We start from the raw sequence: 22,124 nt of genomic DNA, 5'->3' as shown, positions 1-22,124 counted from the left end.
GGGCCTAGCAGCTAGGACCGAGGGGTGACTCAGACCTGGTGCGTGCGGATGTACTCGGTGGCGTCACCGACGGTCTTGAGGTTCTTGACGTCCTCGTCCGGGATCTTCACGTCGAAGCGCTCTTCGGCGGCGACGACGACCTCGACCATGGACAGGGAGTCGACGTCGAGGTCGTCGGTGAAGGACTTGTCCAGCTGGACGTCCTCGGTGGGGATGCCGGCGATCTCGTTCACGATCTCGGCAAGGCCCGCGACGATCTCTTCCTGGGTGGCGGCCATGTCAGGCGCTCTCTTTCTTCGATGTTCAGACAATTGATGGCATTTTTCCCCGTATCGGACCGGATGGCCCGGCACGGAGTGCCTAGGGGAGGGTAACGACCGTGGCGGCGTAGACCAGACCCGCCCCGAAACCGATGACGAGCGCCGTGTCGCCGCTCTTGGCCTCGCCGGTCGCCAGAAGCCGCTCCATGGCGAGCGGGATCGACGCGGCCGAGGTGTTGCCGGTGGTGCGGATGTCACGGGCGACCGTGACATGCTCCGGCAGCTTCAGAGTCTTCACCATCGAGTCGATGATCCGCACATTGGCCTGGTGCGGGATGAAGACGTCCAGGTCGTCCGAGGAGATCCCGGCCGCTTCCAGCGCCTGCTGGGCGACCTTCGCCATCTCGAACACGGCCCAGCGGAACACCGCCTGGCCCTCCTGCGTGATCGCGGGGAACTTGATGTTTCCCGCGCTGTCCAGGGGGAGTTCGGACACGTCGCCGATGGCGAAGCGGTCCCACGGGACGGTCTGCTTGATGGTGCCGGCCTTGTCGCCCTCCGAACCCCACACGGTGGGGCCGATGGCGGGCTCCTGGGACGGGCCGACCACGACCGCGCCCGCGCCGTCGCCGAACAGGAAGGCCGTCGCCCGGTCCTCCAGGTCGGTCAGGTCGCTCAGGCGCTCCACGCCGATGACGAGCACGTACTCGGCGGAGCCCTCCACCACGATGCCCTTGGCCAGGGTGAGGCCGTAGCCGAAGCCCGCGCAGCCCGCCGAGATGTCGAACGCGGCGGCCTTGTCGGTGCCCAGCTTGTCCGCGATCTCCGTGGCCACGGCCGGGGTCTGGCTGAAGTGCGACACGGTGGAGACCACCACGGCGCCGATCTGCTCGGCGGCGATGCCCGCGTCGGCGATCGCCTTGCCGGCCGCCTCGATCGACATCGCGGCGACCGTCTCGTCCGGGCCCGCCCAGTGCCGGGTCTCGATACCGGAGCGGGAACGAATCCACTCGTCGGAGGAGTCGATCGTCTCCAGGATCACCTCGTTGGGCACCACCCGGGTCGGGCGGTAACCGCCGACCCCGAGGATGCGCGCGTACGGGGCGCCCTTGCTGGGCTTGATCTTCGCCATTGGCATGGGCTCCTTGTCAGGCGCCCGCCGCGTCAGCGGCAGGAGTCGCGGTCTCGGCGATGAGCGCGCGCGCCGCGTCGAGATCCTCGGGGGTCTTCAGGGCGAGCGTCCGTACACCGGGCAGCGCGCGCTTGGCCAGGCCGGTCAGCGTGCCGCCGGGGCACACCTCGATCAGCGCGGTGGCGCCCAGTTCCTTGAAGGTCTCCATGCACAGGTCCCAGCGGACCGGGTTGGCGACCTGGCCGACCAGCCGCTGAAGCACCTCGGTGCCGGACGCGACGGTACGGCCGTCCTTGTTGGAGACGTACGTCACCTTCGGGTCCGCCGGAGCCAGCTCGGCCGCGGCCTTGGCCAGCGTCTCGACGGCGGGCGCCATGTGACGGGTGTGGAAGGCGCCGGCCACCTTCAGCGGGACGACCTTGCGGACGCCCTCCGGCTTGTCCTCCAGCAGCGCGGCCAGCTGCTCCAGCGTGCCCGCCGCGACGATCTGGCCCGCGCCGTTGATGTTGGCCGGGGTCAGGCCCAGCTTCTCCAGATGCGCGACGGAGACCTCCGGGTCGCCGCCGAGCAGCGCCGACATGCCGGTCTCGGTGATCGCGGCGGCGTCGGCCATGGCCAGACCCCGCTTACGGACCAGGTTCAGGGCGGAGATGTCGTCCAGCACGCCCGCGAAGGCGGCGGCGGTGATCTCGCCGACGCTGTGGCCCGCGACCGCGCCCGGCGCGATCTCCGCGATGTCACCCAGTGCCGCGGCGGACAGCAGCCCGGCGGCGACCAGCAGCGGCTGCGCCACCGCGGTGTCGCGGATCGCGTCCGCGTCTCCTTGCGTTCCGTAGTGGACGAGGTCCAGTCCGATGGCGTCGGACCACGCGGCGACGCGGTCGGTGGCACCGGGGAGTTCGAGCCAGGGGGTCAGAAAGCCAGGCGTCTGGGCACCCTGGCCGGGAGCGACGAGTACGAGCACTCTCACACTCTCTCTTGGAGACGGCCGAAGCCGCCCGTGGGGACAGGGACGAAGAACTCGGAAGGCTTTTGTGGGCCCCCGACAAAAGCCTAGGGCTGGGACTCCCCATCGGTGAGCCGCCCCAGGATCAGGGCGATCCGCAACGTGAAGGCGGATCGTACATCGGAGGGCGACCAGCCGGTGACGTCAGTCACACGTCGGAGCCGGTAGCGCACGGTGTTCGGGTGAACGAAGAGCATCCTCGCCGCGCCCTCCAGACTGCTCGCCTGCTCCAGGTAGACACTCAGGGTCTCCAGGAGCGCCGAGCCCGCCTCCTCCAGCGGTCTGTAGATCTCCTCCACCAGCTGCTCGCGCGCACTGGGATCACCCGCCATGGCGCGCTCCGGAAGCAGATCGTCCGCCAGCACCGGCCGGGGCGCGTCCTGCCAGGCGGTACACGCCTTCAGACCCGCCGCCGCGGCCTGCGCGGACCGGGTCGCGGCCTGGAGGTCGCTCATGATCGGCCCCGCCACCACCGGACCCGGCGCGAACGGCCCGATCAGCGACTTGGCCACGTTCAGCGGCTGCGAACTGCCCCCGGCGATCACCACGAGACGGTCCCCGAGCACCCCGGTGAGCACCTGGAGCTTGGCGTGCCGGGCGGCCCGCCGGATCGCCTCCACGGTCAGCTCGCTGTCCCCGTCCGGGGCGGTGCCGAGCACCACGCACACATGCTCCGGCGAGTTCCAGCCCAGCGCGGCCGCCCGGCTCACGGCGCCCTCGTCGGCCTCGCCGCTGAGCACCGCGTTCACCACCAGGGACTCCAGGCGGGCGTCCCAGGCACCGCGTGCCTCGGCGGCCTGGGCGTAGACCTGGGCGGTGGCGAAGGCGATCTCCCGCGCGTAGACCAGCAGCGCCTCGCGCAGCACGCGCTCGTCGCCGGGGGCGGCCACCTCGTCGATGGCGCTCTCCATGACCTCGATGGTGGTGCGCACCATCTCCACGGTCTGGCGCAGCGTGATCGCGCGGGTCAGCTCACGGGGCGCCGTGCCGAAGACATCGGTCGAGATGGCCTGGGGCGCCTCGGGGTGCCGGAACCACTCGGTGAAGGCGGCGATACCGGCCTGGGCCACGAGTCCGATCCAGGACCGGTTCTCCGGGGGCATGGCCCGGTACCACGGCAGGGTGTCGTCCATCCGCGCGATGGCCTGCGCGGCGAGACTCCCGGAGGACTTCTCCAGCCGCTTGAGGGTCGCGGTGTGCGGGTGGACGACGTGTACCGCGGGGTCACTGTGGTGGGATTCGGGTTCGGGCACGTGGACAAGACTGCCTTATCGGGACGCGCGCATGTGCCGCCGGGTCCGTCCCGGCCTTCCGCACCGGCTGGTACATGCCTGCGGCACGGGCACCGCGCGCACTACCGTGGGGGCCGTGATGGAGGTACGGCGCGCCGCTGAGCGTTACCACGGAGGAGACCCGGAGGCGGGCATCGACTCCCGGCACGCCCTGTCGTTCGGGCCGCACTACGACCCCGGGAACCTGCGCTTCGGCGCGGTGATCGCCTGCAACGAGGAACGGCTCGCGCCGGGCGCCGGCTTCGACGAGCACCCGCACAGCCACACCGAGATCGTCACCTGGGTCGTCGAGGGCGAGCTGACCCACCGTGACTCCGCCGGCCACGAGAGCGTGGTCCGCCCCGGCGACGTACAGCACCTGAGCGCGGCGGCGGGCGTCCGGCACATCGAGCGCAACGACGGCACGGTCCCGCTGACCTTCGTCCAGATGTGGCTGGCCCCGCTCAAGCCCGGCGGGGAGCCGTCCTACGAGGTCGTGCCGGGCATCGCCGACTCCACCCCGTACGCCCTTCCCGGGGCCGGCGCGATGCTGCACGTACGGCGGCTCGCGGCGGGGGAGCGGACGGCGGTGCCGGACGCCGCGCACCTGTACGCCCATGTGGTGCGCGGCGAGGTCCGGCTCGACGGGGAGAGGCTCGGGCCCGGCGACTCGGCCCGGATCACCGGCGCCGAGGGGCTCGCGGCGGTGGGGGTGACGGCGGCCGAGGTGCTGCTGTGGGAGATGGGTCCCTAGATCAGCCGCTGGACCGGCCGCTGGGTCAGCCGCGCGCTTCCGCCAGCACCGCGTCCGTGAACGCGGGCCATGCCTCGGTCGCCCAGGGCCCGAAGGCGCGGTCGGTGAGGGCGACGGCGGCCACCGCCGCGTCCGGGTCGGCCCAGAGGAAGGTGCCGGACTGGCCGAAGTGGCCGAAGGTGCGCGGGGAGGACGAACTCCCGGTCCAGTGCGGGGACTTGGCGCCCCGGATCTCCAGGCCCAGCCCCCAGTCGTTGGGGTTCTGGTGCCCGTATCCCGGCAGCACGCCCTTGGTCCCCGGATACTGCACGGTCATCGCCTCCGCGACCGTCCTGGGGTCCAGCAGGCGCGGCGCCTGGAGCTCGGCCGCGAAGCGCAGCAGGTCCGCCACCGTGGACACCCCGTCCTTGGCGGGCGAGCCCTCCAGCGACGTCGAGGTCATGCCCAGCGGCTCCAGCACCGCCTGGCGCAGATACTCGGCGAAGGGGATGTCGGTGGCCTTGGCGATGTGGTCGCCGAGCTGCTCGAAACCGGCGTTGGAGTACAGCCGCCGCTCGCCCGGCGCGGCCATCGTGCGGTGCTCGTCGAAGGCCAGCCCGGAGGTGTGCGCCAGCAGATGGCGGACCGTGGCACCGGGCGGCCCGGCGGGCTCGTCCAGCTCGACGGCGCCCTCCTCGTAGGCGACCAGCGCCGCGTAGGCGGCCAGCGGCTTGGTCACCGAGGCCAGCGGGAAGCGGTGGCCGGCCGCGCCGTGGGTGCCCAGCACCGTGCCGTCGGCTCGTACGACACCCGCCGCGGCGGTGGGGACGGGCCAGTTCTCGATCAGCGCCAGGCTCTGCAACGACATACCGGCGAGCCTATGCGGGTCACAGCCGCAGCTCCATCAAGGGGTCCGGCTTGGGCTTGAACCCCAGCGCCTCGTACAGCGGGCGGGCCTCGGCGGAGGCGGTCAGCTGGACCTGCCGGGCGCCGCGCTCACGGAACCAGGCCAGCAGCTCGTCCACGCACGCGCGGGAGTAGCCCCGGCGGCGGGTGCCGGGGTCGGTGGCGACGCTGAAGACGAAACCGACCGTGCCGTGCGGGTTGGTCTCGCGCCCGATCCGGTACTCGACCGTCCCGACCGCGAGCGCGGCCAGCGCCCCCGGCCGCTCCGGGTGGTCCACCACGAAGGCCCCGAAGGTGCCCTCCGGGTCGGCCAGCCGGGCGCGCAGGGTGGGCAGGGACTCCTCGTGCCAGGTCCCCGCGTCACCGCCCCCGGAGACGGAGTCGATCATCACCTGGCGCAGGCGGAGCACTTCCCGCGCGTCCTCGGGCACGGCCCGGCGTACGAGACTCATGGGCGGCACGCTAGCGTCCCGGCCCGGCTCCCGTCCCCGTCATTTCCGCGGAGCCATTTCTGCCGGATACCGCTTGCCTGGAGTGCGCTCGAAGGTCATAGCGTTGAGGGCATGACGGTGATGCAGACCACGCAAGCGGCGGCGGCCGGCCGGGATCTCTGCACCGGCCCCGCCCCGCGCCACCCCCGGCCCGACGGCCAGGACCGGTACACGATCAGTGAGGTCGTCGCCTTCACCGGACTGACCGCGCACACCCTGCGCTGGTACGAGCGGATCGGCCTGATGCCGCACGTCGACCGCTCCCACACCGGTCAGCGCCGCTACACCAACCGCGATCTGGACTGGCTGGTCTTCGTGACCAAGCTGCGGCTCACCGGCATGCCGGTCGCCGACATGGTCCGGTACGCGGAGCTGGTGCGGCAGGGGGAGAGCACCTACGACGAGCGGCGCGAGCTGCTGGAGTCGACCCGCCGGGACGTGCTCGCCCGGATCGACGAGCTGCGGGACACGCTCGCCGTGCTCGACCTCAAGATCGGTTTTTACGCCACGGAGGGGACCACCCGATGACCGACCGCACGATCCCGGCCGTACGCCTGGGCGAGACCGGCCCGGAGAGCAGCGTCCAGGGCCTCGGCTGCATGGGCATGAGCTTCGGCTACGGCCCGGCCGACGCCGAGCAGTCGCGGGCCACGCTGGAGCGCGCCCTCGACCTCGGCGTGACGCTGTACGACACGGCGGACGCCTACGGCGCCGGGGACAACGAGCGGTTCCTCGCCCCCTTCTTCAAGGCGCACCGCGACGAGGTGGTCATCGCCACCAAGTTCGCCCTGTCCATCCCGCCGGACGACCCGGGCAGGCGGATCATCCGCAACGACGCCCCGTACATCCGCCAGGCCGTCGAGGACAGCCTCGAGCGGCTCCACGTCGACGTGATCGACCTCTATTACATGCACCGCCGCGATGTGAACGTGCCCATCGAGGAGACCGTCGGTGTCATGGCCGACCTGGTGCGCGAGGGCAAGGTCAAGCACCTGGGGCTGAGCGAGGTCACGGCCGGCGAGCTGCGCGCCGCGCACGCCGTCCACCCGGTCGCGGCCGTGCAGTCCGAGTGGTCCCTGTTCAGCCGGGACATCGAGGCGCAGGTCGTCCCGGCCGCCCGCGAGCTGGGCGTCGGCCTGGTGCCGTACTCCCCGCTGGGCCGGGGCTTCCTCACCGGTGCCTTCACCGACGCGTCCAAGGAGCTGACGGACGGCGACTTCCGCCGCTCCCAGCCCCGCTTCACCGGCGACAACGCGACCGCCAACGCGGCCCTGCTGGAGCCGGTCCGCCAGGTGGCCGAGGCCCACGGGGCGACCCTCGGCCAGGTCGCGCTGGCCTGGGTGCACCAGCGGGCGGCGGTGCACGGCCTCGCGGTCGTCCCGATCCCCGGTACCCGCAAGGCGGACCGGGTCACCGAGAACGCCGGGGCCGCGCACCTCGTCCTCACCGAGGAGGAGCTGGCCCTGCTGGAGCCGATCGCCGCGCGCGTCGCGGGGGACCGGTACGCCGACATGACGTTCACCTCGGCAGGCCGGGAGCAGTAGAGCGGGCCGGGAGCAGTAGAGAGGACGGGAGGGCCTACAGCTCCGCCAGCAGTTCGGCCTTCTTGGCGGAGAACTCCTCGTCGGTCACCAGACCGGCCTGGTGCAGCTCACCCAGGTGGCGGATGCGCTCGGCGATGTCGGCCGGGTCCCGCCGGGGCGCGGCCGGGACCGCGGGCACGGCGCCTCGGGTCCGTACCGCCGCGAGGACGGCCGCCGCGAACGGCAGCGACTCGTGCACCGGCCCGTACCCGAGCCCGAAGACCACGGTCGCCGCGTCCTGGTCGGGCGGCACCGGGGGAGCCGCACCGGTGAGGTCGTTCGGCAGCAGCCGCAGATACCCCTCGAACGCCTCCGGTGAGCGCCATTCCACCCCGCCGAGGTCCGCGACCGCGAATCGCTGGTCGCCCGCCTTCCACTTCGCCGAGGAGGCGCCCGTCCACGACCAGCGGAAACGCACCGAGGTGCCGTCGAACGACGCCTTCCCGTCGTACGCCTTGAACCGGCGCGGCGCCTCCGGGGCACCGATCAGATGCCGGTCGGCGGGACCGGACTCGGTCAGCGCGGCCTTCAGCTCATCGGCGTAGTACTCGGCCAGCGTCTCCCGCTCGGCGGGCATGACCAGCCGGTACGGGTCCAGGCCCTCGGGGAGCTGGCCGGCCGCCGCCTCCAGCAGCGGGTCGGCTCCGGCGCGCGGCTGAAGCCGCAGCACGACGGTGCCCCGTCTCCCCTCGGCCAGGCTCACACCCTCCAGCGCGGCGAGCGGGACCCGCCGTTCACCGAGCGCCTGGAAGAGTTTCGGTGTGCGTACCCCCCGCTCGTAGCGGATGAGCACGGAGTCGGAGTCGAACTCCCAGACGGCCTGAAAACCCGCCAGTACGTCACCCATGCGGCTCATCGTATGCGGCACATGTCCCTCCGTCGCCACCCGCGCGGACCGCACTTCCTGCTGTTTCTACGCGCGTCCCGCGGCGGGCGTGTCCGGCACGTCGGACCGGCACGCCTCGTCCCCGCGGGCGCATGTCACCGCGCCGTACGCCCCCACACCGACCTCGGCGAGATTGCGCAGGCTGTCCGTGCCGGGCTGGAAATAACCGGCGTGGCCCCGCGCGTCACGGGAGGACAGCACCCGGGCGCCGAACGCGCGGGACACCGGGTCCGCGCCGTGCCCGAGCCCGCCGACCTCCAGATACGGCACGTCCTGCACCCAGTCGGTGGCGTCCCGCATCGCCCACACCCGGGCGGTGCGGTTCAGATGGGCGGCCGTGGCCACCCGCATGCCGGGGCTCGCGGCCACCGCGATGTCGCTGACCCGGCGGGGCATGCCGGGCGCGGCGACCCCGCAGACCACCGAGCCGTAGCTGTGGCAGAACATCGACACCTCGGCCCGGCCGGGCAGCCCGCGCAGCAGCGCGTTCAGCCGGACGGCGCCGTCCTCGGCGCGCATCGCGGTCGCCGCGTCCACGCCGAGCCCGGCGGGCGCGGTGTAGTCGGCCCAGGCGATCACGGCGGTACGGGTCGAGGGCGCCGCCTGCCGCTCGGCGGAGTAGAGCGCCTTGGCCATGCCGACCGGGGCGCTGTACTGGCGGTAGGACTTCTCGAAGGTGAGCAGGTCGGTGTCGACACCGGGCACCACCACGGAGATCCGCTCCGCCCGGCGCAGGTCACCGAAGACCTCGGCGATCCGGCCCGAGCCCTCGGGGTCGAAGGCGAGGATGTGCCGCTCGGGCCGCATCAGCGCCTCGTACCGGTGCAGCCTGCGGGAGGCGTCCTGCTGGCCGGCCGTACTGAGCCGGTTGTCGTGCATGCGCCGCGACTCCACGTCCCGCTCCCGCTCCAGCGCCACCCGATTGGCCTCGTAGCGCAGCGAGACGGGGGCGCCGTTCATGTTGCCCACCGCCAGCGGGTAGCGCGTCGCCAGGTCGTGGCGGTCGTGGGCGGTGAGCGAGCCGAAGAAGCGGGCCAGCCGGTCCGGCGCGGTCTTCGCCGGGTCCGGCAGGGGCTTGCCGTGCACGCTGTCGCGCACCCACTCGGAGAGGGAGGACCGCAGCGCGGTCGACTCACGGTGGGTGTGCAGCGCGGTCCAGCCGGTGGTCGCGAGCATCACGAACACGACGGCCATCGCGAGCAGTGCGCGCCATACGCTGAGCTGGGGAGAAATGCCGAAGGAAGTCACTGGGAGGACACACTAGGAGAACGGAAGGGTCTCGGGTCAATCGAGTGGCAGGGATCACGTTTCGTGTGCCGGGGGCCGGTCCACGGACGATCTTTCTAAACGATCTCCCCTGATCCGCCAACGATTTCAGGCCACGCGCCAGTTCCCCGTCAACGCCGGGCCCACCTGATCGAGGTACGCCTCCGTGAGCCCCCGGATGGCCGCCAGGCTGAAGTCGTCACCGGTGCTCCACTGCCGCTCGGTGACTCGTATCACCCCGGCGAACACGGCCACGGTGAGCCGGGGGCGGGGGTCGGTCTCCACGTCGACGCCCTCGCGCTCCGCGAGCAGCCGGGCGATGGTCTGCTCGGTCGCCGCCGAACGGCGCAGATGCGCGGCGAGCAGCGCGGGCGTGGACTCGATCATGCGGTACATCCGCAGATACAGCTCGACCGGTACGACCGACTCGACGGTCTCCCGTATGTCGTCCCAGCCCTCCAGCATGGCCTGTCGCAGCGCCTCCATCGGCGGTTCGTGCGGCGGGCGGGCGCGTACGGCGGCCACGAAGTGGGCCTCCGTCATCTCCTGCACCGCGAAGGCCGCGTCCTCCTTGCCCGCGAAGTAGCGGAAGAAGGTGCGCTGCGAGACATCGACGGCCTCGACGATCTCGTCGACGGTGGTGCGCTCGTACCCCTGGGTGGTGAACAGTTCGAGGGCGGCGCGCACCAGCGCCTCGCGGGTACGCCGCTTCTTGCGCTCGCGCAGCGTCTCCATGGCCTCTCCCTGTACGTCCTTCCAGATCAGCCTATGCGCTCGGGCGAATGGCAGTCATATGGCCGTCATGTGGCAGTCGCCGACTGGTGAATGCGTTTGTCAACTGTCAGCGACTGTCACTAGCCTCATTACATGACTAGTCAGACCACCATCGACAAGACGGGACCGGAGGACGGGTCACCCACCGACGTGCCGCCGCCCGCATCGGCGGGCCTGCGCGGGCACCCCTGGTTCACCCTGATCACCGTCGCCGTGGGCGTCATGATGGTGGCCCTGGACGGCACCATCGTGGCCATCGCCAACCCGGCCATCGCCAAGGACCTGCACGCGAGCTTCTCCGACGTGCAGTGGATCACCAACGCCTACTTCCTCGCCCTCGCGGTCGCCCTGATCACCGCGGGCAAGCTCGGCGACCGCTTCGGGCACCGGCAGACCTTCCTCATCGGCGTGACCGGCTTCGCGCTGGCCTCCGGCGCCATCGGACTGTCCGACAGCATCCCGATGGTCGTCACCTTCCGGGTCCTCCAGGGCCTGTTCGGCGCGCTGCTGATGCCGGCCGCGCTCGGCCTGCTGCGGGCCACCTTCCCGGCCGAGAAGCTCAACATGGCGATCGGCATCTGGGGCATGGTCATCGGTGCCTCCACCGCGGGCGGCCCGATCCTCGGCGGTGTGCTGGTCCAGCACGTCAACTGGCAGTCGGTGTTCTTCATCAACGTGCCCGTCGGCCTGCTCGCCCTGCTGCTCGGCACGCTGATCCTGCTCGACCACCGCGCGGAGAACGCCCCGCGCTCCTTCGACCTGCCCGGCATCGCGCTGCTCTCCGGCGCCATGTTCTGCCTGGTCTGGGCGCTGATCAAGGCCCCGGCCTGGGGCTGGGGCGACGGCCGGACCTGGGGCTTCATCGGTGCCTCGGCGCTGCTCTTCGTGGCCTTCGCCTGGTGGGAGACGAGGGTCGCCGAACCGCTGATCCCGCTGGCGCTGTTCCGCTCGGTCCCGCTCTCGGCGGGCGTGGTGCTGATGGTGATGATGGCCATCGCCTTCATGGGCGGCCTGTTCTTCGTGACCTTCTATCTCCAGAACGTGCACGGCCTCAGCCCGGTCGACGCCGGTCTGCATCTGCTCCCGCTCACCGGGATGATGATCGTCGGCTCCCCGCTGGCGGGCTTCGCCATCACCAAGCTGGGCCCGCGCATCCCGCTCGCGGGCGGCATGACGCTCACCGCGGTCGCCATGTACGGCATGTCCACCCTGAAGGCGGACACCGGCAGCGCCACCATGTCGATCTGGTTCGCCCTGCTCGGCCTCGGCCTCGCCCCGGTCATGGTGGGCGCCACCGAGGTCATCGTCGGCAACGCCCCCATGGCCCTCTCCGGTGTGGCGGGCGGACTCCAGCAGGCCGCCATGCAGATCGGCGGCAGCCTCGGCACCGCCGTGCTGGGCGCCGTGATGGCCTCCAAGGTCGACAACGACCTGCCGGGCAACTGGGCCGGAGCAGGACTGCCCCCGCTGACCCCGGCTCAGCTCGGCCAGGCGTCCCAGGCCGTACAGGTCGGCGTGGCACCGGTGACCAAGCAGATGCCCCCACCGCTGATCGACAAGATCACCGAGGTGGCGCACGACACCTTCATCTCCGGCATGAGCCTCGCCTCCCTGGTCGCGGCGGGCGTGGCCGCGGTGGCGATCCTGGTAGCCCTCCTGACCCGCCGAGGCGTCAACGCGGAGGCGGGCGCGGGGGTCGGCCACATCTGACGCGTCCGAAAAGGCCGGGCGGCATGGGCCGCCCGGCCTTTTCAGGGGCGCGGGGAACCGCGCGACCAGCCACGGCGGCGCCGCACCGTGCTACGCGTCGCCGCCGGCCGCCCCAGGCGCCGCCGCCTTCACGTCCAGCAACTGGTACCGGTCGATCGCCTGCTTGAGAGCCGAGCGGTCGATTTTCCCGTCCTTCGCCAGCTCCGTCAGCACGGCCACCACGATCGACTGCGCGTCGATGTGGAAGAACCGCCGCGCCGCCCCGCGGGTGTCCGCGAACCCGAACCCGTCCGCGCCCAACGACTGGTAAGGCCCCGGCACCCAGCGCGCGATCTGGTCCGGCACCGACCGCATCCAGTCCGACACCGCCACGAACGGCCCCTCGGACCCGCCGAGCTTCCGCGTCACGAACGGCACCCGCTGCTCCTCCTCGGGGTGCAGCATGTTGTGCTCCTCGCAGGCCACCGCCTCCCGGCGCAGCTCGCTCCAGGAGGTCGCCGACCACACGTCCGCCCTGACGTCCCACTCGTCGGCGAGGATCTGCTGCGCCTGAAGCGCCCAAGGCACCGCGACACCGGACGCCATGATCTGCGCCGGGATCGAGCCGCCGGTGCCCTCCTTCAGCCGGTGGACGCCCTTGAGGATGCCCTCGGCGTCCACGTCCGCCGGCTCGGCCGGGTGCTGGATGGGCTCGTTGTAGACGGTGAGGTAGTAGAAGACGTCCTCGCCGTGCGGGTGTTCCTCATCGCTGCCGTACATCCGGCGCAGCCCGTCCTCGACGATGTGCGCGATCTCGTACCCGTACGCCGGGTCGTAGGCCACGCACGCCGGGTTGGTGGAGGCGAGGAGCTGGGAGTGGCCGTCCGCGTGCTGGAGGCCCTCACCGGTCAGGGTCGTGCGGCCGGCGGTCGCGCCCAGGACGAAACCGCGCGAGAGCTGGTCGGCCATCTGCCAGAACTGGTCGCCGGTGCGCTGGAAACCGAACATCGAGTAGAAGACGTACACCGGGATCAGCGGCTCGCCGTGGGTGGCGTAGGCCGAGCCGGCCGCGATCAGCGAGGCCGTGCAGCCCGCCTCGGAGATGCCGTCGTGCAGCATCTGACCGGTCGGGGACTCCTTGTAGGCGAGCAGCAGATCGCGGTCCACCGCCTCGTACTGCTGGCCCAGCGGGTTGTAGATCTTCGCGCTCGGGAAGAAGGAGTCCATGCCGAACGTGCGGTACTCGTCCGGCGCGATCAGCACGAACCGCTTGCCGATCTCCTTGTCCCGCATGAGGTCCTTCAGCAACCGCACGAACGCCATCGTGGTGGCGATGGACTGCTGACCCGACCCCTTCTTCACACTCGCGTACGCCTTCTCGTCGGGTAGCGCGAGCGGCTCGGAGCGCACGACGCGTGTCGGGACGTAGCCCCCGAGCGACTTGCGCCGGTCGTGCATGTACTGCATCTCCTCCGAGTCCCGGCCGGGGTGGTAGTACGGCGGGGCGCCGGACTCCAGCTCGCGGTCGGAGATCGGCAGGTGCAGCCGGTCGCGGAAGCCCTTGAGGTCGTCGACCGTCAGCTTCTTCATCTGGTGGGTGGCGTTGCGGCCCTCGAAGTTGGGGCCCAGCGTCCAGCCCTTGATCGTCTTGGCCAGGATGACCGTCGGCTGGCCCTTGTGCTCCTTGGCCGCCTTGAACGCCGCGTAGATCTTGCGGTGGTCGTGGCCGCCGCGGCCCAGGTGCAGAACCTGGTCGTCGGTCATGTTCTCGACCATGGCGCGCAGCCGGTGGTCGTCACCGAAGAAGTGGTCCCGGATGTAGGAACCGGACTCGGTGGCGTACGTCTGGAACTGGCCGTCCGGGGTGGTGTTCATCCGGTTGACCAGCACACCGTCCCGGTCCTGGGCCAGCAGCGGGTCCCAGCTGCGGTCCCAGACCAGCTTGATCACATTCCAGCCGGCGCCCCGGAACTGCGACTCCAGCTCCTGGATGATCTTGCCGTTGCCGCGCACCGGCCCGTCGAGCCGCTGGAGGTTGCAGTTGACCACGAAGGTCAGGTTGTCCAGCCCCTCACGGGCCGCGATGGACAGCTGGCCCAGCGACTCCGGCTCGTCCATCTCGCCGTCGCCGAGGAACGCCCACACATGCGAGTTCGACGTGTCGGCGATGCCGCGCGCCTCCATGTACCGGTTCATCCGGGCCTGGTAGATCGCCCCGAGCGGGCCGAGGCCCATGGAGACGGTCGGGAACTCCCAGAAGTCCGGCATCGAGCGCGGGTGAGGGTAGCTGGACAGCCCGTCCGGGTACTTCGACTTCTCCTGCCGGAAGCCGTCCAGCTGGGTCTCGGAGAGCCGGTCGAGCAGATAGGCGCGGGCGTAGATGCCCGGCGAGGCGTGGCCCTGGAAGAAGACCTGGTCGCCGCCGTCACCGCCGTCCTTGCCCCGGAAGAAGTGGTTGAAGCCCACGTCGTACAGGGAGGCGGAGGAGGCGAAGGTGGCGATGTGGCCGCCGACCCCGATGCCGGGACGCTGGGCGCGCGAGACCATCACGGCCGCGTTCCACCGGGTCGCGTTGAGGATGCGGCGCTCGATCTCCTCGTTGCCGGGGAAGAACGGCTCGCTCTTGGTGGGGATCGTGTTGACGTAGTCCGTGCTGCGCATCTCGGGCACGGCCACGCGCTTCTCGCGGGCCCGCTCGATCAGCCGCAGCATGAGATACCTGGCCCGCTCCCGGCCGCGCTCGTCCACGGCGGCGTCGAGGGAGTCGAGCCACTCCTGCGTTTCCTCGGGATCGAAGTCAGGAACCTGACTCGGAAGGCCGCCAATGATGATCGGATTGCGATCGGAACCGGAAGCCACGCTGTTCCTTACCTTTCGGAGGGACCTGTCGGAAGGCCGATGCTTCTCGTGCCTACACCGTTCCCCATCGTGTACCTGGGGAAGGCGTACGTCACCCACTCGTTCTCTTCGTTCCCCCGCGTCCCCCGACCCGCCATCCGGTCGGCCACCCGGTCAAATCGCAACGATACGCCCGCGGTGTGACGGGCATGGCAAAGTTGTTCGATGGGCGTAACGACGGATGATTCCGAAGTACGCATAAGGGGCACATCGGTGTGATGTGGTTCTCCGGGAAACGGGATACGGTGCCAGGAGGGGCGGCGAGCGGCCCGGAACGTCACCGTTTCGGCGGTCAGGACGGCCGGGTACTTGCGCGATCCGTCCCGCCCGTGTGGACTACGGCCAATGCTTCGCGCACGCGCGTGGCTCAGTTATTCACCAAGACATGATCAGGAGGCAACCCGTGAGCGCGACCGCGGACCACGCGGAGGAGCGGACGAACCCTGCCGCCAGGCTGGGGTTCCAGCCCGGACAGGTGGTCCAGGAGATCGGCTACGACGAGGACGTCGATCAGGAGCTCCGCGAGGCCATCGAGGAAGCCGTCGAAGGCGACCTGATGGACGAGGAATACGACGACGTGGCCGACGCCGTTGTGCTGTGGTTCCGTGATGACGACGGAGACCTCACCGATGTACTCGTGGATGCCACCACGTACATCGAAGAGGGCGGCGCCATCCTGCTTCTGACGCCGAAGACCGGCCGTACGGGGTACGTGGAGCCGAGCGACATCTCGGAGGCCGCAACCACCGCAGGGCTGACCGCTTCGAAGAGCGTCAGCGTCGGCAAGGACTGGAGCGGCTCGCGTCTCGCGACGCCGAAGGCCGCCAAGTCCGGCAAGCGTTAGAGAAACGCGTCATCGCCGCGCCGTGCGGGCCGGGACTCCCCGGTCCGCCCGGCGGCCCCGGCGTGATCGCTGCGTAGGGTGGGACCGGGCGTGTGACCCGCGCCCACCCGTACAGCCCAGCGAAGGGATGCAGGACGATGGCGATCCAGGTCGGCGACGAGGCACCCGACTTCGAACTGAAGGACAACCACGGCCGCACTGTGCGGCTCTCCGACTTCCGGGGCGAGAAGAACGTGGTGCTGCTCTTCTACCCCTTCGCCTTCACCGGTGTCTGCACCGGCGAGCTGTGCGAGCTGCGTGACAACCTTCCGCAGTTCACCGACCGCGACACCCAGCTGCTCGCCGTCTCCAACGACTCCATGCACACCCTGCGCGTCTTCGGCGAGCAGGAGGGCCTGGAGTACCCACTGCTCAGCGACTTCTGGCCGCACGGCAACGTCAGCCGGGCCTACGGCGTCTTCGACGAGGACAAGGGGTGCGCCGTGCGGGGCACCTTCATCCTCGACAAGACGGGCACCGTGCGCTGGACCGTGGTCAACGGCCTGCCCGACGCCCGCGACCTCACCGACTACGTGAAGGCGCTCGACACCCTGTGAACGGCCCCGCGCTTCGCGGGAACCCGTCACTAGGATCGGCACGTTGATCCCGTATCCGATGCACTACGGGGCTGTCGGCCCCTGGACACCACATGGAGGACCCGTGGGAGTCAGCCTCAGCAAGGGTGGCAACGTTTCGCTGACCAAGGAGGCTCCCGGCCTGACCGCCGTCATCGTCGGTCTGGGCTGGGACGTGCGCACCACGACCGGCACCGACTTCGACCTCGATGCCAGCGCGCTGCTGGTGAACAACGCCGGCAAGGTGGCCAGCGACCAGCACTTCGTCTTCTTCAACAACCTCAAGAGCCCCGACGGCTCGGTCGAGCACACCGGCGACAACCTCACCGGTGAGGGCGAGGGTGACGACGAGCAGGTCAAGGTGGACCTCGCCGGCGTCCCGGCCGACGTGGAGAAGATCGTCTTCCCGGTCTCGATCTACGAGGCCGAGAACCGCCAGCAGTCCTTCGGCCAGGTCCGCAACGCCTTCATCCGCGTCGTCAACCAGGCGGACGGCCAGGAACTCGCGCGCTACGACCTCAGCGAGGACGCTTCCACCGAGACGGCCATGGTCTTCGGCGAGCTGTACCGCAACGGCCCGGAGTGGAAGTTCCGCGCCATCGGTCAGGGGTACGCCTCGGGCCTGCGCGGCATCGCCCAGGACTTCGGCGTCAACGTCTGACACCGTACGGCCAGCACCTCCTCCGGCGCCGTTCCGCGTTTGCGGGCGGCGCCGGAGGCGCAGGAGAACCAGGGAACACACAGGGGAGGACCAGCAGCATGGGTGTCACGCTCGCCAAGGGAGGCAATGTCTCCCTCTCCAAGGCCGCGCCGAATCTCACCAACGTCTCGATCGGGCTCGGCTGGGACGCCCGCTCCACCACCGGTGCCGCCTTCGACCTGGACGCCAGCGCCCTGCTGTGCGGCGCCGGGAACCGGGTGCTGGGGGACGAGTGGTTCGTGTTCTACAACCAGCTCACCAGCCCGGACGGCTCCGTGGAGCACACCGGTGACAACCTCACCGGTGAGGGCGACGGCGATGACGAATCGATTCTGGTGGACCTCTCCCAGGTGCCGCCCCAGTGCGAGAAGATCATTTTCCCGGTCTCGATCCACGCGGCCGACGAGCGTGGCCAGTCCTTCGGCCAGGTCTCCAACGCGTTCATCCGGGTGGTCAACCAGGCCGACGGCCAGGAACTCGCCCGCTACGACCTCAGCGAGGACGCCTCCACCGAAACGGCCATGATCTTCGGCGAGCTCTACCGGTATCAGGGCGAATGGAAGTTCCGTGCGGTCGGACAGGGGTACGCGTCCGGACTTCGGGGCATCGCTCTAGACTTCGGAGTCAACGTTTCGTAAAGCCGGGTACGGCGCGGGGGAGACCCTCCCCCAGATGCAGTCTGGGGGAGGCCCCAGAAGATGATGGGGTAGCCAGTGCTTCTGAAAACCTTCGGCTGGTCGTTCGCGATCACAGTGCTCGGCCTGGTCGCGGCGGTCTTCTACGGGGGGTGGAAGGCATTCGGCATCGTGGCGATCCTTTCCATCCTCGAGATCTCGCTGTCGTTCGACAACGCGGTGGTCAACGCCGGAATCCTGAAGAAGATGAACGCCTTCTGGCAGAAGATCTTCCTCACGATCGGCGTGCTCATCGCGGTCTTCGGCATGCGGCTGGTCTTTCCCGTCGTCATCGTCGCCGTCAGCGCCAAGATGGGTCCGATCGAGGCCGTCAACCTCGCGCTGAACAACAAGGACCGCTATCAGGAACTCGTCACCGACGCCCACCCGTCGATCGCCGCGTTCGGTGGCATGTTCCTGTTGATGATCTTCCTCGACTTCATCTTCGAGGACCGGGACATCCAGTGGCTGCGCTGGATCGAGCGACCGCTGGCCAAGCTCGGCAAGGTCGACATGCTGTCGGTCTGCATCGCCCTGATCGTCCTGCTCATCACCTCCTTCACCTTCGCCACCCACGCCCACCAGCACGGGGGCGCCCATGTCGACAAGGCCCAGACGGTCCTGATCGCGGGCATCGCGGGACTGATCACCTACATGGTCGTCGGTGGTCTTTCGGGCTACTTCGAGGACAAGCTGGAGGCGGAGGAGGAACGCGAGCACGAGGCCGAGGAGGAGGCCGCCCGCTCCGGCAAGCCACGCTCGGCGGTGAAGCTCGCCGGCCAGGCCGCGTTCTTCATGTTCCTCTACCTGGAGGTCCTGGACGCGTCCTTCTCCTTCGACGGTGTGATCGGCGCCTTCGCCATCACCAACGACATCGTCCTGATGGCGCTGGGCCTCGGCATCGGCGCGATGTACGTCCGTTCGCTGACCGTCTACCTGGTCCGCCAGGGCACGCTCGACGACTACGTCTACCTGGAGCACGGCGCCCACTACGCGATCGGCGCCCTCGCCGTGATCCTCATGGTCACCATCCGGTACGAGATCAACGAGGTCGTCACCGGCCTGGTCGGTGTCGTCCTGATCGCCTGGTCCTTCTGGTCCTCGGTGCGCCGCAACCGCGCGCTGGCGGCCGCCGGCGGCGACGCGGGGTCGAGCGAGAAGACGGAGATCTCGTCAGGGGTCTGATGTCACGACCGGTGTGAGTCCGGTGTAGGCCGGTGCCCTGATCCGGCCCCTAGGGGCAAGATCGGGGACGTGGCGGGGTGTGGCACCCCGTCCGGTGAGGAACGCTTCGAACGGGGCGGCCGACTCGGGTCGGCTGCCCCGACGGCTTTTCACGCCACGAGCACCGCAGCAAGGAACCAGGGGGCGGGAATGGGATTTCTCGACGGACTGCTGGGCGGACGCACCGCCGACTTCGACTCGGGCAGCTCCGGGTCCAACGCGATCGAACTGACCAAGCGGCACCAGCAGGTGTCGCTGACCAAACAGGGCGCGGCGACCGGAAATCTGCGGGTCAACCTGGCCTGGCGGATGCGTACCTCGGACTTCGGCGGCGCCCAGCGCGGCAGCCTGTTCCGGCATCCCTTCAAGGCGCTGAAACCACCGGAAGTGCTGGGACACGGCCAGAGCATGGTCAACGTCGACCTGGACCTCGGCTGTCTGTTCGAGCTGACCGACGGCACCAAGGGCGTCGTCCAGCCCCTGGGCGGCTATCTCGGCGACGTCAACGCACCGCCGTACGTCAAGCTCAGCGGCGACGACCGGTTCGGCTCGGCGTCGGGCGAGACGATGTACGTGAACCTGGACCACCGGGACGCCATCAAACGCCTGCTGGTCTTCGTGTACATCTATGACCAGACCCCGGCCTTCGACCGCACCCACGCCGTGGTCACGCTCTATCCGAGCAACGGCCCGCGCATCGAGATCGGCCTCGATGAACGCCATCCACAGGCCCGCTCGTGCGCGGTGGTGCTGATAGAGAACGTCAAGGGCGAGCTGGTCGTGCGCCGCGAGGTGAAGTTCGTCTACGGCTTCCAGGGCGAGCTGGACCGGCTGTACGGCTGGGGACTGACCTGGGGGCGCGGGTACAAGTCCAAGGCGGACCGCTGACCGCGCCCGGCTCCCGCTAGCGGCCGAGGAACTGCGGCCCCTGCGGCGGCAGCCGGAAGTCCGGGTCCAGCGGGGCCGCGGCGGGCACCGGCTGGGGCTGGGGGTAGCCGTAGGCGGGCGGCGCCTGCGTCGTGGCGGGCTGGGGATAGCCGTAGGTGGCCTGGCTCGCGGAGGCGGGCTGCGGATAGCCGTACCCGGGCGGCTGGGGGGAGACGGGCTGCGGGTAGCCGTAGGCCGGCGGCTGGGCCGGGAGGGGCGGCAGCGGCACGGGCTGCTCCGGGGGCAGCGGCACCGAAAGGGACTCCTGGCGGCGCGGCTCCTCGGCCACCGCCTCCGCCTCGTCCACCGAGATGCCGAAGTCCGTGGCCAGCCCCTCCAGACCGTTGGAGTAGCCCTCGCCCAGCGCGCGGAACTTCCAGGCGTCCCCGCGCCGGTACAGCTCGCCGCAGATCAGCGCCGTCTCCGCGCCGGTCTCCGGCTTCACCTCGAACCGGGCCAGCGCCTCGGCGTCGGTCACCGAGGCGTCGTACAGCAGCACGCACAGCGTCGGGACCCGGTCGAAGGGGACGCCGTCGGCGGAGGCCACCAGCAGGATGCGGTCCACACTGGGCTCGACCCCGGCCAGGTCCACCTGGATGGTGTCGGTCAGGCCCTCGGCGACCGGCTTCTTGCCGAGCCCCCACACCGTGCCGGAGGGGTGGCGGGGCTGGTTGTAGAAGACGAAGTCCTCGTCCGAGCGCACCCGGCCGCCGGAGCCCAGCAGCAGCGCCGAGGCGTCCACCTCCGGGACGTCCTGCCCCGGCGTCCAGCGCAGCACGGCCCGTACCGTGGCGGCGTCCAGTGGGACGTTCGACCCCTTCAGCATCGCGTGCGTCATGCGGTCATCCTGCCTTCTCGGTCCTGGCCACGACAATGCGGGGGGTGTTCTGTCCGACACGGGCGGGTAACCGGAAATTCATGCCGGCCGGGAACCCCGGACATGGGTCTCTACGTACTATTACCGGCCACCCTTTGCGGAAATCACAGACTAGGCGCGCCTTGAGGGAGTCCTATGCGGCATTTCGGGCAGATCGCCCCCGAAGCGAGGGAGCGTCTCTTCCACCAGGAGCCGTGCGCGTTCACCGCCGACTCCCCGGCCCGGCTGCTCTCCGCGGCCCTGGGAGCCACCCTGTACAGCCCGGCGACGCGGCCCCGGCTCGCCGCCGACATCATCAGACAGACCGGGAACGGCGTCGTCTCGATGGTGCTGTGCCTGGAGGACTCCATCGCCGACGAGGACGTACCCGCCGGTGAGGAGAACCTGGTCCGGCAGTTCGCCGAACTGGACGCGCTGAACGCCCGGACCGGCGCCGAGCCGCCCCTGCTGTTCGTCCGGGTGCGCACGCCCGAGCAGATCCTCGACCTGGTCCGGCGCCTCGGCTCCAGCGTCCGGCTGCTGTCCGGATTCGTGCTGCCCAAGTTCACCGAGGAACGCGGCGTCCCCTTCCTGGAGGCGCTCGGCGCGGCCGAGACCGCCTGCGGCCGGCGGCTCTTCGCCATGCCGGTGCTCGAATCGCCCGAGCTGCTGTACCGCGAGTCCCGCGTGGAGACCCTGGAGGGCATCGCCCGCGCGGTCGGCAAGTACCGCGACCGGGTGCTGGCGCTGCGCCTCGGCGTCACCGACTTCTGCTCCTCCTACGGGCTGCGCCGCGCCCCCGACATGACCGCGTACGACGTCCTGATCGTGGCCTCCGTCATCGCCGACGTGGTCAACACGCTGGGCCGGGCCGACGGCAGCGGATTCACCGTGACCGGGCCGGTGTGGGAGTACTTCCGGGTCCCCGAGCGGGTGTTCAAGCCCCAGCTGCGGGCGAGCCCCTTCCTGGAGGTGCGCGCCGTCGAACTGCGCGAGAAGCTGATCGAACACGCCATGGACGGCCTGCTGCGGGAGATCTCCCTGGACCAGGCCAACGGTCTGCTCGGCAAGACCTGCATCCATCCCTCCCACGTCCTGCCCGTGCACGCGCTGTCCGTGGTCAGCCACGAGGAATTCAGCGATGCCCAGGACATCCTCCGGCCGGCCAGCGACGGTGGCGGAGTCCTCAGGTCCGCGTACACGAACAAGATGAACGAAGTGAAGCCGCACCGCGCCTGGGCCGAGCGGACCCTGCTGCGCGCGGAGGTCTTCGGCGTGGCCAACGAGGACATCGGCTTCGTGGACCTGCTGGCCGCCGGCGTGACCGGCTGAGCCCCCTCCCACACCCCCTGAGCCCCCTCCCACACCCCCGAGCCTGTTCCCCCACCCC

Annotated in this window: 22 protein-coding genes; 11 read left to right on the top strand and 11 right to left on the bottom strand. The window is 70.2% G+C overall.

Annotated elements, in window-relative coordinates:
• Positions 1-29 precede the first annotated feature (29 nt).
• From ACIGA3_RS02790 to ACIGA3_RS02775, 4 genes are all read right to left on the bottom strand, one after another.
• Positions 30-278, bottom strand: a complete 249-nt coding sequence (locus tag ACIGA3_RS02790) for an acyl carrier protein (RefSeq protein ID WP_399709789.1) — start codon at positions 276-278, stop codon at positions 30-32.
• 82 nt (positions 279-360) lie between these two features.
• Positions 361-1,392, bottom strand: coding sequence for a ketoacyl-ACP synthase III (locus ACIGA3_RS02785; RefSeq protein ID WP_399709787.1), 1,032 nt, complete (start codon positions 1,390-1,392; stop codon positions 361-363).
• 16 nt (positions 1,393-1,408) lie between these two features.
• Positions 1,409-2,356: an ACP S-malonyltransferase gene (locus ACIGA3_RS02780; RefSeq protein WP_399709784.1), complete on the bottom strand. Its 948-nt coding sequence runs from the start codon at positions 2,354-2,356 to the stop codon at positions 1,409-1,411.
• 89 nt (positions 2,357-2,445) lie between these two features.
• Positions 2,446-3,651 carry a PucR family transcriptional regulator gene (locus ACIGA3_RS02775; protein WP_399709781.1) on the bottom strand — a complete coding sequence of 402 codons (1,206 nt, stop codon included), beginning with the start codon at positions 3,649-3,651 and terminating at the stop codon, positions 2,446-2,448.
• A 118-nt stretch (positions 3,652-3,769) separates the two neighbouring features.
• Here ACIGA3_RS02775 and ACIGA3_RS02770 point away from each other — a divergent pair, with 118 nt between their 5' ends.
• Positions 3,770-4,423, top strand: coding sequence for a pirin family protein (locus ACIGA3_RS02770; protein WP_399710772.1), 654 nt, complete (start codon positions 3,770-3,772; stop codon positions 4,421-4,423).
• Positions 4,424-4,448: 25 nt separating this feature from the next.
• Here the strand turns inward: ACIGA3_RS02770 and ACIGA3_RS02765 are convergent, their stop codons facing one another.
• Positions 4,449-5,270, bottom strand: coding sequence for a serine hydrolase domain-containing protein (locus tag ACIGA3_RS02765; protein WP_399709779.1), 822 nt, complete (start codon positions 5,268-5,270; stop codon positions 4,449-4,451).
• A gap of 19 nt (positions 5,271-5,289) precedes the next feature.
• On the bottom strand, positions 5,290-5,760 hold the full coding sequence (locus ACIGA3_RS02760) for a GNAT family N-acetyltransferase (protein ID WP_399709777.1): 471 nt from the start codon (positions 5,758-5,760) through the stop codon (positions 5,290-5,292).
• 111 nt (positions 5,761-5,871) lie between these two features.
• Here ACIGA3_RS02760 and ACIGA3_RS02755 point away from each other — a divergent pair, with 111 nt between their 5' ends.
• Positions 5,872-6,327: a MerR family transcriptional regulator gene (locus ACIGA3_RS02755; protein ID WP_399709774.1), complete on the top strand. Its 456-nt coding sequence runs from the start codon at positions 5,872-5,874 to the stop codon at positions 6,325-6,327.
• Positions 6,324-7,343 (top strand): aldo/keto reductase, encoded by a 1,020-nt coding sequence (locus tag ACIGA3_RS02750; RefSeq protein ID WP_399709771.1) that lies wholly within the window; start codon positions 6,324-6,326, stop codon positions 7,341-7,343. The genes ACIGA3_RS02755 and ACIGA3_RS02750 overlap by 4 nt, the downstream gene beginning before the upstream one ends.
• Before the next feature lie 34 nt (positions 7,344-7,377).
• Here ACIGA3_RS02750 and ACIGA3_RS02745 read toward each other — a convergent pair whose 3' ends face one another.
• The 3 genes from ACIGA3_RS02745 to ACIGA3_RS02735 all read right to left on the bottom strand — a co-directional run bounded on the left by ACIGA3_RS02745 (position 7,378) and on the right by ACIGA3_RS02735 (position 10,269).
• Positions 7,378-8,229, bottom strand: coding sequence for a DUF4429 domain-containing protein (locus tag ACIGA3_RS02745; protein ID WP_399709768.1), 852 nt, complete (start codon positions 8,227-8,229; stop codon positions 7,378-7,380).
• A gap of 66 nt (positions 8,230-8,295) precedes the next feature.
• Complete coding sequence (locus ACIGA3_RS02740; RefSeq protein WP_399709765.1) at positions 8,296-9,516, bottom strand: alpha/beta hydrolase; 1,221 nt, start codon at positions 9,514-9,516, stop codon at positions 8,296-8,298.
• A 126-nt stretch (positions 9,517-9,642) separates the two neighbouring features.
• The gene (locus ACIGA3_RS02735; protein ID WP_399709762.1) at positions 9,643-10,269 is read right to left on the bottom strand and encodes a TetR family transcriptional regulator; all 627 of its coding nucleotides are present in this window, start codon (positions 10,267-10,269) and stop codon (positions 9,643-9,645) included.
• Between the two features lie 132 nt (positions 10,270-10,401).
• Here ACIGA3_RS02735 and ACIGA3_RS02730 point away from each other — a divergent pair, with 132 nt between their 5' ends.
• Positions 10,402-12,018: an MFS transporter gene (locus tag ACIGA3_RS02730; protein WP_399709759.1), complete on the top strand. Its 1,617-nt coding sequence runs from the start codon at positions 10,402-10,404 to the stop codon at positions 12,016-12,018.
• Positions 12,019-12,108: 90 nt separating this feature from the next.
• Here ACIGA3_RS02730 and aceE read toward each other — a convergent pair whose 3' ends face one another.
• Positions 12,109-14,856 (bottom strand): pyruvate dehydrogenase (acetyl-transferring), homodimeric type, encoded by a 2,748-nt coding sequence (gene aceE, locus ACIGA3_RS02725; RefSeq protein ID WP_399709757.1) that lies wholly within the window; start codon positions 14,854-14,856, stop codon positions 12,109-12,111.
• Between the two features lie 442 nt (positions 14,857-15,298).
• Between aceE and ACIGA3_RS02720 the strand changes: the two genes are divergently transcribed.
• The 6 genes from ACIGA3_RS02720 to ACIGA3_RS02695 all read left to right on the top strand — a co-directional run bounded on the left by ACIGA3_RS02720 (position 15,299) and on the right by ACIGA3_RS02695 (position 19,839).
• Positions 15,299-15,739 (top strand): DUF3052 domain-containing protein, encoded by a 441-nt coding sequence (locus ACIGA3_RS02720; protein WP_018545328.1) that lies wholly within the window; start codon positions 15,299-15,301, stop codon positions 15,737-15,739.
• A 137-nt stretch (positions 15,740-15,876) separates the two neighbouring features.
• Positions 15,877-16,335 carry a peroxiredoxin gene (locus tag ACIGA3_RS02715; RefSeq protein WP_217462799.1) on the top strand — a complete coding sequence of 153 codons (459 nt, stop codon included), beginning with the start codon at positions 15,877-15,879 and terminating at the stop codon, positions 16,333-16,335.
• A 103-nt stretch (positions 16,336-16,438) separates the two neighbouring features.
• A complete protein-coding gene (locus ACIGA3_RS02710) occupies positions 16,439-17,014 on the top strand; it encodes a TerD family protein (RefSeq protein WP_399709753.1) in 576 nt (191 codons plus the stop codon).
• A gap of 98 nt (positions 17,015-17,112) precedes the next feature.
• Positions 17,113-17,691 (top strand): TerD family protein, encoded by a 579-nt coding sequence (locus ACIGA3_RS02705; protein ID WP_399709751.1) that lies wholly within the window; start codon positions 17,113-17,115, stop codon positions 17,689-17,691.
• 75 nt (positions 17,692-17,766) lie between these two features.
• Positions 17,767-18,912, top strand: a complete 1,146-nt coding sequence (locus ACIGA3_RS02700; RefSeq protein WP_399709748.1) for a DUF475 domain-containing protein — start codon at positions 17,767-17,769, stop codon at positions 18,910-18,912.
• A 189-nt stretch (positions 18,913-19,101) separates the two neighbouring features.
• Positions 19,102-19,839 (top strand): Tellurium resistance, encoded by a 738-nt coding sequence (locus tag ACIGA3_RS02695; RefSeq protein ID WP_399709746.1) that lies wholly within the window; start codon positions 19,102-19,104, stop codon positions 19,837-19,839.
• A gap of 16 nt (positions 19,840-19,855) precedes the next feature.
• Here ACIGA3_RS02695 and ACIGA3_RS02690 read toward each other — a convergent pair whose 3' ends face one another.
• On the bottom strand, positions 19,856-20,716 hold the full coding sequence (locus tag ACIGA3_RS02690) for a TerD family protein (RefSeq protein ID WP_399709744.1): 861 nt from the start codon (positions 20,714-20,716) through the stop codon (positions 19,856-19,858).
• A gap of 174 nt (positions 20,717-20,890) precedes the next feature.
• Here ACIGA3_RS02690 and ACIGA3_RS02685 point away from each other — a divergent pair, with 174 nt between their 5' ends.
• Positions 20,891-22,066 carry an HpcH/HpaI aldolase/citrate lyase family protein gene (locus ACIGA3_RS02685; RefSeq protein WP_399709741.1) on the top strand — a complete coding sequence of 392 codons (1,176 nt, stop codon included), beginning with the start codon at positions 20,891-20,893 and terminating at the stop codon, positions 22,064-22,066.
• Positions 22,067-22,124 lie beyond the last annotated feature (58 nt).

The organism is Streptomyces sp. NPDC085596, assembly GCF_044541565.1.
Lineage (GTDB): Bacteria > Actinomycetota > Actinomycetes > Streptomycetales > Streptomycetaceae > Streptomyces.
Note: the sequence above shows the minus strand (reverse complement) of the source record. Positions and strands in the feature narration are given on the sequence as shown.